We start from the raw sequence: 14,992 nt of genomic DNA, 5'->3' as shown, positions 1-14,992 counted from the left end.
TCTAATGTCTACATATCTGATTGGCGACGTTCACGGTTGCTACGATGAACTGATCGCATTATTAAAACAGGTCGACTTCACCCCCGGGCAGGATACGCTCTGGCTGACGGGCGACTTAGTGGCGCGCGGTCCCGGTTCTCTGGACGTCCTCCGCTATGTCAAATCGCTGGGCGACAGCGTGCGCATGGTGCTGGGCAACCACGATCTGCATCTGCTGGCCGTATACGCCGGGATCAGCCGTAATAAGCCGAAAGATCGCATTACCCCCCTGCTGGAAGCGCCGGATGCCGATGAGTTGCTCAACTGGCTGCGTCGCCAGCCGCTGCTACAGATTGACGAAGAGAAAAAACTGGTGATGGCGCATGCCGGCATCACGCCTCAGTGGGATCTTGAGACGGCAAAAACCTGCGCGCGCGACGCCGAAGCGGTGCTGGCGAGCGACTCCTACCCGTTCTTCCTTGATGCGATGTACGGTGACATGCCAAATAACTGGAGTGATGATCTCAGCGGCCTGGCGCGACTGCGTTTTATCACCAATGCCTTTACGCGCATGCGCTACTGCTTCCCGAACGGGCAGCTGGATATGTATTGCAAAGATACGCCGGAAAATGCGCCTGCGCCGCTTAAGCCGTGGTTTGCCATTCCGGGCCCCGTGACAAACGAATATAGCGTGGTATTTGGGCACTGGGCATCGCTGGAAGGAAAAGGCACCCCGGAAAATATCTACGCGCTGGATACCGGATGCTGCTGGGGCGGGGATTTAACCTGCTTACGCTGGGAAGATAAGACCTACTTTGTGCAGCCATCCAACCGACAGCTGGACTTAGGCGAAGGTGAGGCGGTCGCCTCCTGAAGATGTTTATCCTCTCCCTTCGAGGAGAGGATAAAACCGTTAACGACGTTCCAGAATTTCGAAGCAGTAGCTGTGCGAGTTTTGCGCATCCGCATCGTGAAACTCACTGAATACAGACTCCCACTCGTCCGGATCGTAATCCGGGAAATGGGTATCCCCTTCCACTTCCGCATCAATGTGCGTCAGATACAGTTTCTGCGCTTTTGGCAGGAACTGCTCATACACACGCCCGCCGCCGATCACCATGATCTCTTCGGCATCGCCGCAGGCGGCAATGGCTTCATCAACGGACTTAACCCACTGCACGCGATCGTCAGTGCCCGGCTGGCTACTGATCACAATATTCTTACGACCCGGCAATGGACGACCAATCGACTCCCAGGTCAGGCGGCCCATCACTACCGGCTTGTTTAACGTAGTACGTTTAAACCATGCGAGATCGGCAGGCAGGTTCCACGGCATGGCGTTTTCCATGCCGATAACGCGGTCTACCGCCAGCGCTGCAATCAGACTGATCATTGAAAATTTCCCGGATGCAAAAAATTGCCGCCACTATACGGAAAGCTTAATCTTTCGTCGACTGGCGGCAGGGTAAAGAATTAGAAATTTTTTAATATTGCTGGCAACTCCACTTCACGCAGAGGGTTTACTCTCCGGTTCATCCTCAGGATCACCGGTATGCTTGCCCTCTTCCGTTCCTTGCCAGCCGTGGCGCTGAACCAGCGACAGGTGATTACGATCCTCGTTGATGATCTCCGTCAGCATGGTGCTGGTGCGTTTAAACACCGCAGCGCGTTCGGTTGCCGTACTGCTCGCCATCGCCACCATCTCTTCCACCATCTCATGGTTAAAACGGCGGAATAAATCGGCACGCTCACGCGCTTCATACGCGCCAAGTCCCAGGCTTTCCAGCGCCATGCGGCCAGATTTGAGCGCCCCTTCGAAGGTTTCACGTTCAGGGGCTGCCACACCCGCCTGACGGAGCTGGATGTAATGATCCACATCGCGCGCACGAGAGATAATGGTCAGATGCGGAAAATGCTCTTTGACCAGCTCAACCATCTGCATACTGGTCTCTGGATCGTCGATGGCGTTAATCAGCACCTCGGCCTTCGCCGCGCCGGCGGATTCCAGCAGATCAACCCGGGTCGCATCACCGTAAAATACTTTCATATCGAATTTACGCAGCGTATCCACATGGTCAGGATCGTGATCGAGGATAACCATTTTGACTCCGCTGGAGAGCAGTAAACGGCCGGTAATCTGCCCGAAGCGGCCAAATCCGGCGATGATCACCCGCGGCTGCTCCTCGTCGATCTCATCGGCTTCTCGTTCCTGTTCGCTTCCCGTTTTTTCCAGACGCGTCAGCAACACCAGCAGGATCGGCGTTGCGGCCATCGACAGCGCAACCGCCAGCGTCAGCGCTTTTGCCCATTCCGGATCGAGTACATTTGCCATCTGCGCTGCGCCAAAGACCACGAAAGCAAACTCACTCCCCTGCCCCAGCAGCACGGCAAACCAGCGGCGCTGCGGTTTTGGCACGTTTAACGGGCGGGCGATCAGCCACAGCATCGCCATTTTAATGACCAGGAAACCTACCAGCAGAATGATGATGCGCAGCGGATGGGTCACCAGCGTCCCGAAGTCGATAGACATCCCGACGCCGATGAAAAACAGCCCCAGCAGCAATCCTTTAAACGGCTCGATATCGCTTTCCAGCGCGTGACGGTATTCGGAGCTAGCCAGTAAGACCCCCGCGAGGAAGGCGCCCATTGCCATCGACAGCCCGGCCTCTTCAAGCAGCAATCCAAAACCAAACACCAGGAATAACGCAACGGCGCTGAATACTTCGCGCAGGCCAGAGCGAGCAACAAAGCGCAGCAGCGGACGCGTTACGTAGCGACCAAGCAGAACAACCAGCGCCAGCGCACCAACAACCTTCAGCGCTGATAAGGCAAATGCCCCCAGCGTCGTTGATGCGCCGCTGGTTGCCAGCAGCGGGATCATCGCCACCAGCGGGATGGCGGCAATATCCTGGAACAACAGTACGGAGAAGGTGCTGCGCCCCATTTGCGACACCGTCAGGTTACGCTCGTTCATAGCCTGCATGGCAATAGCCGTCGAGGAGAGCGCCAGCGTCATGCCGATCAACTCCGCGACTTTCCACTCCATCCCGAGCAGAATGCAGAACCCGCCCAACAGCAGACCGCAGGCCAGCATTTGCAGAGCACCTCCGCCAAACACCGAGGCGCGCAGTTTCCACAGCCGCTGCGGATCCAACTCCAGGCCAATCACGAACAGCATAAGCACCACGCCGATCTCCGCAAAATGCAGGATCGACTCGGCATCCGTCACCAGCCGAAAACCCCAGGGGCCAATTACACACCCGGCAATCAGATAGCCGAGCACCGAGCCCAGCCCCAGACGAACCGCCACGGGCACAATTAATGCCGCCGCGCCAAGATAAATCAGCGCCTGTATCAGCGTATGGCTATCCATTGTGCGTCTCCTGCCACTCAAGTAAGCGTTGTTTGTAGTGACGAGCCTGCGCCTGCAAGGTTTCATCGTCGCAGACAAAGGTACAGTGCATCGCAAAAGGCGGAAGCCAGTTTAGACCGCAGTAAAGGGCAGTAGCCTGGAGCGGCTGCGCCAGCACGTCAAATCCGGGGAAGGCGCCAATCTCAAAATGGCTTTCCCCCCCGCCGGTGGTAACAGCCCACATCAGGCTTTTGCCATGAAGCGCGTTGCCGTTGTGTCCGTATGCCCAACCGTGGGAGAAAACTTTGTCGATCCACAATTTCAGCAGCGGAGGGGTGCTGTACCACTGCATCGGATGCTGCCAGACGATCAGATCGGCACGAGAGAGCGCCTCCTGTTCGGCGGCGACATCGATATTAAAATCAGGATAGAGTTGATAGAGGGAACGTATCTCTACGTTTTCGAGCGTCCTTGCCTGCTCAAGCATCCGCTTATTCGCATGCGAATGCTGCGGATAGGGGTGCGCATAAATTATCAGAACCATGAATATGCCTGTCTTCTGCTTTTCTTGTAGCAATGAGTGTAGACAGTTCCCCCCCCAACTGAAAGAGGCTAACGACCGCTTCAAAGTAAATCGCAAGGATTGGCAACCTTTGTCGCCATACAAACGCGACTGACGCGAAAGAAGGAGCACCACGCTAGCGACGAATTAACCCTGCAAAATGATTATGCAGACTCATATTTTTAACGAATATTTTTAGATTATCTTAAGTCATATTTTAATAAATCAACCTGTACATAACTCATTGAAAAAATAATAATTTTATGCTTTTTTGTTTTGAGCTCAACCTTAAAGATAGTCAATATACGTTTTACACACGTTATCTGATGTTCCTTCTCACTCAAATGGATGTGTACATGAGCAAAAAATTCTTCAAATTAAATAATACAACCAAAACTCTAGGGAAGATATTTCCTGCTTTGTTGATATGCACCCCCGCGGTTGCATTTTCTGCAATCATTGATCAATCAACCTCAGTCCCTCAAGATTTTTCAGCCGATGCTGAATATGTTATTAATAAAGACGTGACGATATCCTCCGCGGGTAGTGAAGCGGCGGTGTCTGTCACTGGGTTTACTACCACTACTACCACTAATTATGGCAATATTTCTGGCATGGGAAATGGCCTGGATATTAATACTGGTGAACAGCGCATTTTAATTAATAACGACATCGGTGCAACCATTTCCTCCACCACCGCGAATGCTGTTAATATTCAGTCAATGCTCGGTGATTTTAATAACAGTGGAAATATTATCGGTGCGGAAAATGGCATGTTTGTCGGCGAAAACTCTTCCGCAGTAAACATTATCAATACCAGCACCGGAATGATAAAAGGAAAAACGGGTCTAAGTACTCGGTATGGTATTGGCATTAATAACAGTGGCGCAATTATCGGTACAAATGGTGATGCTATTACGGCAACTAATGGCAACACCAAGCTTACTAACAGTGCCCTTGTGCAGGGAACCGAGAACGGTATCAATGTAAAAGATACTGCAAAATTGGATATCAAGAATAGCGGAACGATTAGTGGTAATACAGCCGCTATTATTTTTGCCAGCAATAAAAATAACACGCTGGTGCTTGATACGGGTTCCGTCCTTGTCGGTGACGTTATTTCCACCAATTCCACGGGAAACACCCTCACTCTGATCGGCACCGGTACAGAAGACAGCAATTTTGTGGGTCTGAATGAAGGGGACGGTTTTGCCAGCGTCACAATGAACGGCGAAAACTGGGCGCTGTCGGGCGATATTGACATTATTGGCTCTGGCGACTCCTTGCTGATAGACAAGGGCGCGTTAACCCTGGCGGGCGAAGTATCCAACACCGGTAATACGCGGGTGGCCAAAGACGCCTCGCTGCAACTGGGCGATGGCGAAAAAACTGCGATGCTCAGCGGTGGGATCACCAACAACGGTACCGTCATTTTCAATCAGGGTAGCGATTTCACTTTCGCCACCGACATGACCGGTAGCGGTAACGTCGAAAAAGTAGACTCCAACACCCTGACCCTGACGGGCAAAAATAGCTACACAGGGGATACGGTTCTGCACGGCGGCACCACGCTGGTCTCCACCGGCGCAACGCTCGGCGTCAAGGGCAGTAACGCCACTGTTACCGTTGAAAATGGCGCGACCTTTGCCACCGCAGGCGAAGTGAACAACAACATCGCAGTTCTTAGCGGCGGTACGCTGGCGGCATGGAATGCCGTCCAGGGTAACTCCACGCTCAGCGCTTCCGACGTCGATACCATCAACGGTAACGTGACTAATGGTGGTACGCTGTTACTCAGTGCGGCTGATAATAGCGTTGGCAATAATTTTACGATTAATGGCGACTACACCGGCTCTGACGGTAGCCAGATTGTGATGAACAGCACCCTGGGTGAAGATAATTCACCAACTGACCACCTCACTATTACGGGCAGCAGCTTCGGTCAGTCCGGCGTCAGCATTACCAACATTGGCGGCGCAGGCGCGCAAACCATTAACGGTATGGAAATTGTCAGCATCGGCGGCAGTTCCGAAGCCCAACTGACGCTGGCAAAACCGGTCGTCGCAGGCGCCTGGGAATATAACCTCTACCAGCACAGTGACGGCAACTGGTATCTGGAATCAAAGGCGACGCCTTCTGATGATCCTTCTGACGACACCGATGACGGTGGCAATACCGATGATGGCGGCAACACCGATAACGGCGGCAACACCGATAACGGCGGTAACACCGATAACGGCGGTAACACCGATAACGGCGGTAACACTGACAACGGCGGCAACACCGATAACGGCGGTAACACCGACAACGGTGGTAACACCGACAACGGTGGTAACACCGACAACGGCGGTAACACTGACAACGGCGGCAACACCGACAACGGCGGTAGCACTGACAACGGCGGTAACAATGCGCCGGAAGTCATGGCGCCTGAAGTGGGTGCTTACTTAGGCAACTACCTTGCCGCACAGGGCATGTTCCTGCATAAACGTGACGATCGCGACCAGATCACCTTCCGCAATGAAGACGACCTGAACACCTGGATGTACGTTAAGGGTCGCTATCACGAGAACGATGCGGGTGGCGATAAAGTCAGCTATGACACCACCACGACCGTACTGCAAGTCGGCAGCGATTTCATGAGCAAGCCAATGGATAACGGTATCCTGCGTGCTGGCGGGATGTTCGGTGCAGGCCAGGCGAAGACCCACTCTGATGCGAAGCATAACGTGCGTGACGCTCAGGGTAAGGTTGATGGTTTCAATGTTGGGCTTTACGCCACCTGGCAGGAAGATCAGAAATTACGTCTGGGCAGCTACGTTGATACCTGGGCCGCATACAGCTGGTACAACAACAAAGTCACCAGCAACCGCAACGACGAAGACTACGATAGCGAAGGTTTCGCCGCGTCTGTTGAAGTCGGCCACGCGTGGGTTATCCAGTCAGAAAATGAACGTACCTGGAAGATCGAGCCGCAGGCGCAGGTGATCTACAGCTATCTCGATCAGGAAAATCATACCGATCGCGACGGCGTACGCGTCACTACCCTGGACAACGACAGCGTCTTTGGTCGTCTCGGCGTTAAAGCAAGCTACTTCCAGCAGAAGGACGTCAAGGCCTGGCAGCCGTACGTCGCGGTTAACTGGTTGAAAGGTGCTGGTCAAAACGATCTGGCATTCAACGACGAGACCGTCAGCAACGATACGCCGGAAGATCGTGGTCAGTTAGAGCTGGGCGTAACCGGCAACCTGAACGAAACCACGACAATCTCCCTGCGAGCCAGCGGCGAATGGGGTGAAAACAGCTATGCCGCATACGGCGGTCATATTTTGTTAAACCATCGGTGGTAATCGATCATTCTGAAGCAAAAAAGCAGTGGCATGTGCCACTGCTTTTTTTTAGTTATCCAGCTCACCCATTGATTTAACCTGGTCGCGGTTAATCTGTTCAGTTTGACCGGTTTCGGCGTTTTTGTACGATACCAGACCGGTATCGTCATCCACCTGCGGTTTCCCGTCAGTAACAATCGTTTTGCCATCGGTGGTTTTTACGGCCTGATTGGACGAACAGCCCGCCACGGTGAACATTGCGGTGGCAGCCAGAACGGAAGCGATCAGTAATTTATTTTGCATGGTGTATTCCCCTGCTCTCAGTTGAATTTTCGTTATCGACCTAACTATTTTAGGCTAACTGACTGAAAGCGGATGAAAAACCAGAAGGTTCTTAAGATGGGAAAATTGCCCGGTAACCGAACGGTACCGGGCAATGGGGGTTACTTGCTAATCTGCGCGTGCATTTCCTGCACCGAAATCACCTTCTCGGTGGCATCCGCATTCAGCGCCATCGCTGTTGCGAAACCGCCGTTCAGGGTGGTGTCGTAGTGCACTTTGTATTGCAGCGCGCTGCGGCGAATCAGCTTGGAGTCTTCAATCGCCTGGCGTCCTGCGGTGGTGTTGATGATGTAGGTATATTCGCCATTCTTGATACGATCCTGAATGTGCGGACGACCTTCATGCACTTTGTTCACCAGACGCGGGTTGATACCCGCTTCACCCAACACAATCGCCGTACCGTGAGTGGCGTCCAGCTCGAAGCCCTGTTTCAGCAGCTTGGCGGCCAGGTCAACCACGCGCTCTTTATCGCCTTCGCGAACGGAGAGCAGCGCACGGCCAGATTTTCTCATGGTGGAGCTACTGCCCAGCTGCGCTTTCGCAAACGCTTCTGCGAAGGTGCGGCCCACGCCCATTACTTCCCCGGTAGAGCGCATCTCTGGCCCTAACAGCGGGTCAACGCCCGGGAATTTGTTGAACGGCAGCACCACCTCTTTCACCGAGTAGTACGGCGGGATGATTTCTTTCGTGACGCCCTGCTGAGCCAGCGTCTGGCCAGCCATCACGCGCGCCGCCACTTTCGCCAGCGGAATACCGGTCGCTTTAGAGACAAACGGTACGGTACGCGCCGCACGCGGGTTGACTTCAATCAGATAGACTTCGTTGTCTTTTACCGCGAACTGAACGTTCATCAGGCCGCGAACCTGAAGCTCGAAGGCCAGCTTCTGCACCTGCTGGCGCATCACGTCCTGAATCTCCTGGCTCAGGGTATACGCTGGCAGAGAACAGGCGGAGTCACCCGAGTGCACGCCCGCCTGCTCGATGTGCTCCATGATGCCGCCAATCAGCACCATTTCGCCGTCGCAGATGGCATCCACGTCGACTTCAACCGCGTCGTCGAGGAAGCGGTCGAGCAGCACTGGCGCATCGTTGGAAACGCTCACCGCCGTCTGGAAGTAGCGACGCAGGTCCGCTTCGTCGTAGACGATTTCCATCGCGCGGCCGCCCAGTACGTAGGATGGACGCACCACCAGCGGGTAGCCGATCTCTTTCGCTTTCTCAACGGCCATTTCAATCGCGGTCACGGTGGCGTTCGCCGGCTGTTTCAGCTTGAGACGGTCAACCGCCTGCTGGAAACGCTCGCGGTCTTCCGCACGGTCAATCGCATCCGGGCTGGTGCCGATAACCGGTACACCTGCTGCTTCCAGCGCGCGCGCCAGCTTCAGCGGAGTCTGGCCGCCGTACTGCACGATCACGCCTTTTGGCTTCTCGATGCGCACGATTTCCAGCACGTCTTCCAGGGTAACCGGCTCGAAGTAGAGGCGGTCGGAGGTGTCATAATCGGTAGAGACCGTTTCCGGGTTACAGTTGACCATAATAGTCTCGTAACCGTCTTCGCGCAGCGCCAGAGAGGCGTGTACGCAGCAGTAGTCAAACTCGATGCCCTGGCCGATACGGTTTGGACCGCCGCCCAGCACCATAATCTTGTCGCGGTCGACGGACGGGTTCGCTTCGCACTCGTCTTCATAGGTGGAGTACATGTACGCGGTATCGGTCGAGAACTCTGCCGCACAGGTGTCCACGCGCTTGTAAACCGGATGCAGGTCATACTGGTCGCGCAGCTTGCGGATCTCCGCTTCGCGCACGCCCGCCAGTTTAGCCAGACGCGCATCGGCGAAGCCTTTACGCTTCAGCATACGCAGGAAGTCAGCGTCCAGGCCGTTGATGCCCAGCTCCGCCACTTTCTCTTCCAGACGCACCAGCTCTTCAATCTGCACCAGGAACCAGCGGTCAATGTTAGTCAGGTTAAATACACCGTCGACGGACAGGCCCGCGCGGAAGGCATCGGCGATGTACCAGATACGCTCTGCGCCCGCGTCTTTCAGCTCACGGCGGATTTTGGTCAGTGCTTCCGGGTCGTCCAGGCTGACTTTCGGGTCAAAGCCGGTCGCGCCCACTTCCAGGCCACGCAGCGCTTTTTGCAGGGATTCCTGCTGCGTGCGGCCAATCGCCATGACTTCACCAACAGATTTCATCTGGGTGGTCAGACGGTCGTTGGCGCCGGCGAATTTCTCGAAGTTAAAGCGAGGAATTTTAGTCACAACGTAGTCGATGGACGGTTCGAAGGACGCAGGGGTGCGGCCACCGGTGATGTCGTTCATCAGCTCGTCAAGGGTGTAACCCACCGCCAGTTTTGCCGCCACCTTCGCAATCGGGAAGCCGGTGGCTTTGGAGGCCAGCGCGGAAGAACGGGACACGCGCGGGTTCATTTCGATAACAATCAGACGGCCGGTTTTCGGGTTCACCGAGAACTGCACGTTAGAGCCGCCGGTTTCCACGCCGATTTCACGCAGTACCGCCATCGAGGCGTTACGCATGATTTGGTACTCTTTGTCGGTCAGCGTCTGAGCTGGCGCAACGGTGATAGAGTCGCCGGTGTGGATCCCCATCGCGTCGAAGTTTTCGATGGAGCAGACGATGATGCAGTTGTCGTTTTTATCACGCACCACTTCCATCTCGTACTCTTTCCAGCCAATCAGCGATTCATCAATCAGCAGCTCTTTGGTTGGGGAGAGATCCAGGCCGCGCTCACAAATCTCTTCAAACTCTTCGCGGTTGTAGGCAATGCCGCCGCCGGTGCCGCCCATGGTGAACGATGGACGGATGATGCACGGATAGCCCACTTCAGCCGCAACGGCCAGCGCTTCTTCCATATTGTGCGCGATACCGGAACGCGCGGTATCAAGGCCAATTTTTTTCATTGCCACGTCGAAGCGGCGACGGTCTTCTGCTTTATCAATCGCGTCGGCGGTCGCACCGATCATGGTCACGCCGAACTCTTCCAGCACGCCCTGACGCTCCAGCTCCAGCGCACAGTTCAGCGCCGTCTGGCCGCCCATGGTCGGCAGCACCGCGTCCGGACGCTCTTTCTCGATAATTTTGCGTACCACTTCCCAGTGAATTGGCTCGATGTAGGTCGCATCCGCCATTTCCGGGTCGGTCATGATGGTGGCCGGGTTAGAGTTCACCAGAATGACGCGGTAACCCTCTTCACGCAGGGCTTTACACGCCTGCGCGCCAGAGTAGTCAAATTCACAGGCCTGGCCGATGACAATCGGGCCAGCGCCAAGGATCAGGATGCTTTTTATGTCTGTACGTTTTGGCATGGTCTTCTCAGCTCCTGATTATTTAGCGATCTTACGGTATTGCTCAATAAGTTCGATGAAGTGATCGAACAGCGGTGCGGCATCGTGTGGGCCCGGGCTCGCTTCCGGGTGGCCCTGGAAGCTGAACGCTGGCTTATCGGTACGATGAATCCCCTGCAGGGTGCCATCGAACAGCGACTTATGGGTCACGCGCAGGTTAGCCGGCATTGAGGCTTCATCGACGGCGAAGCCGTGGTTTTGCGCGGTGATCATCACCGTGTTGTTATCGATATCTTTCACCGGGTGGTTACCACCGTGGTGGCCGAACTTCATCTTGACGGTGTTCGCACCGCTCGCCAGCGCCAGCAGCTGATGGCCGAGGCAGATGCCGAATACCGGGATATCGGTTTCAAGGAAGGACTTGATGGCGGCGATGGCGTAATCGCACGGCGCCGGGTCGCCAGGACCGTTGGACAGGAAAATACCGTCCGGATTCATCTTCAACACGTCTTCAGCAGACGTTTGTGCAGGCACCACCGTCAGGCGGCAGCCGCGGTCAACCAGCATACGCAGGATGTTGCGCTTGGCGCCAAAATCGTAGGCCACCACGTGGAACGGCAGCTCGCTTTCCGGTTTCGCTTCCGGCAGGTCGCCTTCCAGCGTCCAGCTACCCTGCGTCCAGCTGTAGGCTTCCGCCGTGGTCACTTCTTTCGCCAGGTCCATACCGTTCAGACCCGGGAAGGCTTTCGCTTTTTCCAGCGCCAGCGTCGCATCGAGGTTATCCCCTGCGATGATACAACCGTTTTGTGCGCCCTTCTCGCGCAGCAGACGCGTCAGCTTACGGGTATCGATATCGGCAATCGCCACAATGTTATGGCGCTTCAGGTAAGAAGAGAGGTCTTCGGTGTTGCGGAAGTTGCTGGCAATCAGCGGCAGGTCGCGAATGACCAGGCCTTGCGCATGTACCTGAGAGGATTCTTCGTCAGCCGCATTGGTGCCGACATTGCCGATATGAGGATAAGTAAGAGTAACGATTTGGCGAGAATAGGAAGGATCAGTGAGGATTTCTTGATAACCGGTCATTGAAGTATTGAAAACGACTTCCCCAACCGCCGAACCCGTTGCCCCTATGGCCCGACCGATAAACTGGGTTCCGTCTTCCAGAACCAATAGCGCTGACTTAATCAAAACACCCTCCAGAGAATATTCACTCACTTTATTTGCATATTAATTCATAACCATATCATGGATCAATGCAAATGTGTTGCCAGCGGATTTTTGGCAAACGGCGGCATTCTGGGGATTTGCCATGTAAAAGTCAACTTAAAACGGGAGTTTTGTTTATTCTTTTGCAAGCCTGGCATCTGGAATGGGATTTAATGGGCAAAAAGATCAGGTAAATCATCCCGGAAAACGCTTGCGCGGCAGGTTTGTTAGAATTTTAGGGAGGCGGGTGACAAAAAGTGGACCAGATGGTCAAAATTTACATATATTTCACAGAAAAATGGCACATCAATAAGCTTTATACCGCCTAAGCATTATTTTTTATCTAAAACTGATAAAATAAGAGGGCAATAAATTATTGCCCCATGCAATCAAGTAATTACGACTGCAATAACCACATCACGATGGGTAATATCGCTTACAAATTATTGAGATCAAGCACATCTCGCATATCAAAAAGACCCTTTTCCTTCGCGTTAAGCCACAAAGCGGCGCGAACTGCACCATTCGCAAACGTCATGCGGCTTGACGCTTTGTGGGTAATCTCAACACGTTCGCCAATATCGGCGAACATCGCCGTATGTTCACCGACGATATCGCCTGCACGAACGGTTGCGAAACCAATTGTCCCGGGCACGCGTTCGCCGGTATGTCCTTCACGGGTATAGACCGCGCACTCTTTTAAATCCCTATCAAGTGCATGAGCAATCGCTTCGCCCATCGCCAGCGCCGTACCTGATGGAGCATCAACTTTATAGCGGTGGTGTGCTTCAACAATCTCAATGTCGGTATAATTGCCCATCACCTTCGCTGCCTTTTCCAGCAGTTTCAGCATGACGTTAACGCCGACGCTAAAGTTCGCAGCGAAGACAATCGCAATGTCGGTGGCTGCGTCCTGAATGGCCTGTTTACCGGCATCATCGAAACCAGTGGTACCAATCACCATCCCTTTACCGTGCTGACGGCAAAACGCCAGATGAGCCAGCGTGCCTTCCGGACGGGTAAAGTCGATGAACACATCAAAGTCTTCTTTCACTGCCTCAAGGCTGCTCTGTACGGTTACGCCTGTCTTGCCCGCGCCCGCCAGTTCGCCTGCATCGGCTCCCAGCAGGGATGAACCCTCACGCTCCAGCGCCGCGCCGAGTGCCACGCCATCCATCTGTAGTGCCGCCTGAATCAGCTGGCGACCCATACGTCCACCCGCGCCCGCAATAGCAACGCGGATCTGTGCATCATGCATAGTTATTCTCTTACGTTAAAATGATGTAAACCGTTTTCAGATTAACCAGCCTTGGCAAAGCCTGCCAACTGAAAACACCGATAATTAGAATTTAACGTGAAACCGACTTAAATATCAGTAAAAGACATGATTTTGTCGTCACGATAAAGTTTGGGGCAAAAAAAAAGCCAGCACAGGAGGTGCTGGCCTTTCATCAGATAAAGAACTATTCCACTTCTCGCGCGTCAATACGCAACTCTTTCGGCACTTCAAAGACAATGTTCTCTTCGCGGCCTTCCAGCGGCACCGCTTCGCCACCGCCCAGCTCTTGCAAGCGGGCAATGACGTTCTGCACCAGAATATCCGGCGCTGAAGCGCCTGCGGTAACACCGACGCAGACCGCGTTTTTCACCCACGCTTCCTGAATGTCCGTTGCGTCGTCGATTAAAAACGCCGCTTTCCCCATACGCTGCGCCAGTTCGGCCAGACGGTTAGAGTTAGAGGAGTTTTTCGAGCCGACCACCAGCACCACGTCCGCCTGTTCAGCCAGCGCGCGCACGGCTTCCTGACGGTTGGTGGTTGCGTAGCAGATATCATCTTTGCGCGGCCCGACGATTTTCGGGAAGCGCTGGCGCAGGGCGTCAATCACGTCTGAGGTGTCGTCCACGGAAAGCGTCGTCTGGGTCATAAACGACAGTCGGGCTTCGTTTTTCACATTCAGCGTAAAGACGTCTTCCGGTGACTCAACCAGATACATGCCCCCTTCCGGGTTGCTGTACTGGCCCATGGTGCCTTCCACTTCCGGGTGACCGGCGTGACCAATCAGAATTGACTCTTCACCGCGACGGCTGGCGCGCGCCACTTCCATATGCACTTTGGTCACCAGCGGACAGGTGGCATCGAAAACGGTCAGATCGCGGTTTTTCGCCTCGTTGCGTACCGCCTGCGAGACGCCGTGCGCGGAGAAGATGAGAATTGCGCCGTCCGGCACTTCGCTGATCTGCTCGATAAAAATCGCACCGCGCTCGCGCAGACTGTCGACCACGTAGCGGTTGTGCACCACTTCGTGACGCACGTAAATCGGCGCGCCGTAAATCTCCAGCGCGTTTTCAACAATGCTGATAGCGCGGTCTACACCGGCGCAAAAACCGCGCGGGTTAGCCAACAGGATCTGCATTTCAGGCCTCCAGTGCCGGATCGATCTCCAGCACTTCTACATCAAAATGGACAGTGCGCCCGGCAAGCGGATGGTTGAAGTCAACGGTAATCGAGTCGCCGTTGATTTCGCGGATCACGCCAGGCATTTCGCTGCCGTCCATAGCGGTAAAGAGCATAATTGCCCCGATCTCCGGTTCACCCGCGTCCATAAACTCACGACGGGAGAAGTACTGGATCAGATCCGGGCTTGGCACGCCAAACGCGGCATCCGGCTCCAGCGAAAAGGCTTTTTTCTCACCCTCTTTCAGACCGAGAAGCTGCTGCTCAAGACCTTCAGACAGGGAGGTATCGCCAAGACGAAACAGGGCTGGTTTGCCGTTGTTGCGGGTGGATTCGGCCGTAGAGCCGTCATCCAGCTTCAGCGTAAAGTGAACGAGAACCGCGCTGTTGCTCTGTACGGATTTAGACATGCAAATTGCTCGCTTGTTTTGGGTCACCTGTTGCCCGGTGGCGCTACGCTTA

11 protein-coding genes are annotated in these 14,992 nt (G+C 54.5%); 2 read left to right on the top strand and 9 right to left on the bottom strand.

Features of this window, described 5'->3' with window-relative positions:
* Positions 1 to 4: 4 nt before the first annotated feature.
* The gene (apaH, locus tag SK47_RS03150) at positions 5 to 853 is read left to right on the top strand and encodes a bis(5'-nucleosyl)-tetraphosphatase (symmetrical) ApaH (RefSeq protein WP_015572649.1); all 849 of its coding nucleotides are present in this window, start codon (positions 5 to 7) and stop codon (positions 851 to 853) included.
* Positions 854 to 892: 39 nt separating this feature from the next.
* Here apaH and folA read toward each other — a convergent pair whose 3' ends face one another.
* The 3 genes from folA to kefF all read right to left on the bottom strand — a co-directional run bounded on the left by folA (position 893) and on the right by kefF (position 3,875).
* Positions 893 to 1,372, bottom strand: a complete 480-nt coding sequence (gene folA / locus SK47_RS03145) for a type 3 dihydrofolate reductase (RefSeq protein ID WP_003856431.1) — start codon at positions 1,370 to 1,372, stop codon at positions 893 to 895.
* 114 nt (positions 1,373 to 1,486) lie between these two features.
* Complete coding sequence (gene kefC, locus SK47_RS03140) at positions 1,487 to 3,352, bottom strand: glutathione-regulated potassium-efflux system protein KefC (protein WP_003856433.1); 1,866 nt, start codon at positions 3,350 to 3,352, stop codon at positions 1,487 to 1,489.
* Positions 3,345 to 3,875: a glutathione-regulated potassium-efflux system oxidoreductase KefF gene (gene kefF / locus SK47_RS03135; protein WP_003856435.1), complete on the bottom strand. Its 531-nt coding sequence runs from the start codon at positions 3,873 to 3,875 to the stop codon at positions 3,345 to 3,347. The genes kefC and kefF overlap by 8 nt, the downstream gene beginning before the upstream one ends.
* A 374-nt stretch (positions 3,876 to 4,249) precedes the next feature.
* On the opposite strand from kefF, the gene SK47_RS03130 reads away from it, so the two are divergent.
* Entirely contained in the window at positions 4,250 to 7,243 is a 2,994-nt protein-coding gene (locus SK47_RS03130) for an autotransporter family protein (RefSeq protein WP_082139079.1), read from the top strand.
* Positions 7,244 to 7,291: 48 nt separating this feature from the next.
* Here the strand turns inward: SK47_RS03130 and SK47_RS03125 are convergent, their stop codons facing one another.
* The 6 genes from SK47_RS03125 to fkpB all read right to left on the bottom strand — a co-directional run bounded on the left by SK47_RS03125 (position 7,292) and on the right by fkpB (position 14,940).
* A complete protein-coding gene (locus tag SK47_RS03125) occupies positions 7,292 to 7,525 on the bottom strand; it encodes a YgdI/YgdR family lipoprotein (protein WP_003856439.1) in 234 nt (77 codons plus the stop codon).
* A gap of 140 nt (positions 7,526 to 7,665) precedes the next feature.
* The gene (carB, locus tag SK47_RS03120; RefSeq protein WP_023315370.1) at positions 7,666 to 10,890 is read right to left on the bottom strand and encodes a carbamoyl-phosphate synthase large subunit; all 3,225 of its coding nucleotides are present in this window, start codon (positions 10,888 to 10,890) and stop codon (positions 7,666 to 7,668) included.
* An 18-nt stretch (positions 10,891 to 10,908) separates the two neighbouring features.
* Positions 10,909 to 12,057 (bottom strand): glutamine-hydrolyzing carbamoyl-phosphate synthase small subunit, encoded by a 1,149-nt coding sequence (carA, locus tag SK47_RS03115; protein ID WP_045346579.1) that lies wholly within the window; start codon positions 12,055 to 12,057, stop codon positions 10,909 to 10,911.
* A 454-nt stretch (positions 12,058 to 12,511) separates the two neighbouring features.
* Positions 12,512 to 13,333, bottom strand: a complete 822-nt coding sequence (dapB, locus tag SK47_RS03110; RefSeq protein WP_022650385.1) for a 4-hydroxy-tetrahydrodipicolinate reductase — start codon at positions 13,331 to 13,333, stop codon at positions 12,512 to 12,514.
* 205 nt (positions 13,334 to 13,538) lie between these two features.
* Positions 13,539 to 14,489 carry a 4-hydroxy-3-methylbut-2-enyl diphosphate reductase gene (ispH, locus tag SK47_RS03105; RefSeq protein WP_003856448.1) on the bottom strand — a complete coding sequence of 317 codons (951 nt, stop codon included), beginning with the start codon at positions 14,487 to 14,489 and terminating at the stop codon, positions 13,539 to 13,541.
* A 1-nt stretch (position 14,490) separates the two neighbouring features.
* The gene (gene fkpB, locus SK47_RS03100) at positions 14,491 to 14,940 is read right to left on the bottom strand and encodes an FKBP-type peptidyl-prolyl cis-trans isomerase (protein WP_003856450.1); all 450 of its coding nucleotides are present in this window, start codon (positions 14,938 to 14,940) and stop codon (positions 14,491 to 14,493) included.
* Positions 14,941 to 14,992 lie beyond the last annotated feature (52 nt).

The organism is Enterobacter sp. BWH52 (genome assembly GCF_001037565.1).
Classification (GTDB): domain Bacteria; phylum Pseudomonadota; class Gammaproteobacteria; order Enterobacterales; family Enterobacteriaceae; genus Enterobacter; species Enterobacter hormaechei_C.
The sequence above is the reverse complement of the archived record's forward strand: the minus strand, read 5'-3'. Positions and strand labels throughout refer to the sequence as shown.

What these genes read in the sequence shown, in the direction of transcription:
- SK47_RS03130 (WP_082139079.1), top strand. Translation starts at nt 4,250, where the DNA reads ATGAGCAAAAAATTCTTCAAATTAAATAATACAACCAAAACTCTAGGG.
- fkpB (WP_003856450.1), bottom strand. Translation starts at nt 14,940, where the DNA reads ATGTCTAAATCCGTACAGAGCAACAGCGCGGTTCTCGTTCACTTTACG.
- carB (WP_023315370.1), bottom strand. Translation starts at nt 10,890, where the DNA reads ATGCCAAAACGTACAGACATAAAAAGCATCCTGATCCTTGGCGCTGGC.
- folA (WP_003856431.1), bottom strand. Translation starts at nt 1,372, where the DNA reads ATGATCAGTCTGATTGCAGCGCTGGCGGTAGACCGCGTTATCGGCATG.
- kefC (WP_003856433.1), bottom strand. Translation starts at nt 3,352, where the DNA reads ATGGATAGCCATACGCTGATACAGGCGCTGATTTATCTTGGCGCGGCG.
- apaH (WP_015572649.1), top strand. Translation starts at nt 5, where the DNA reads ATGTCTACATATCTGATTGGCGACGTTCACGGTTGCTACGATGAACTG.
- kefF (WP_003856435.1), bottom strand. Translation starts at nt 3,875, where the DNA reads ATGGTTCTGATAATTTATGCGCACCCCTATCCGCAGCATTCGCATGCG.
- SK47_RS03125 (WP_003856439.1), bottom strand. Translation starts at nt 7,525, where the DNA reads ATGCAAAATAAATTACTGATCGCTTCCGTTCTGGCTGCCACCGCAATG.
- ispH (WP_003856448.1), bottom strand. Translation starts at nt 14,489, where the DNA reads ATGCAGATCCTGTTGGCTAACCCGCGCGGTTTTTGCGCCGGTGTAGAC.
- dapB (WP_022650385.1), bottom strand. Translation starts at nt 13,333, where the DNA reads ATGCATGATGCACAGATCCGCGTTGCTATTGCGGGCGCGGGTGGACGT.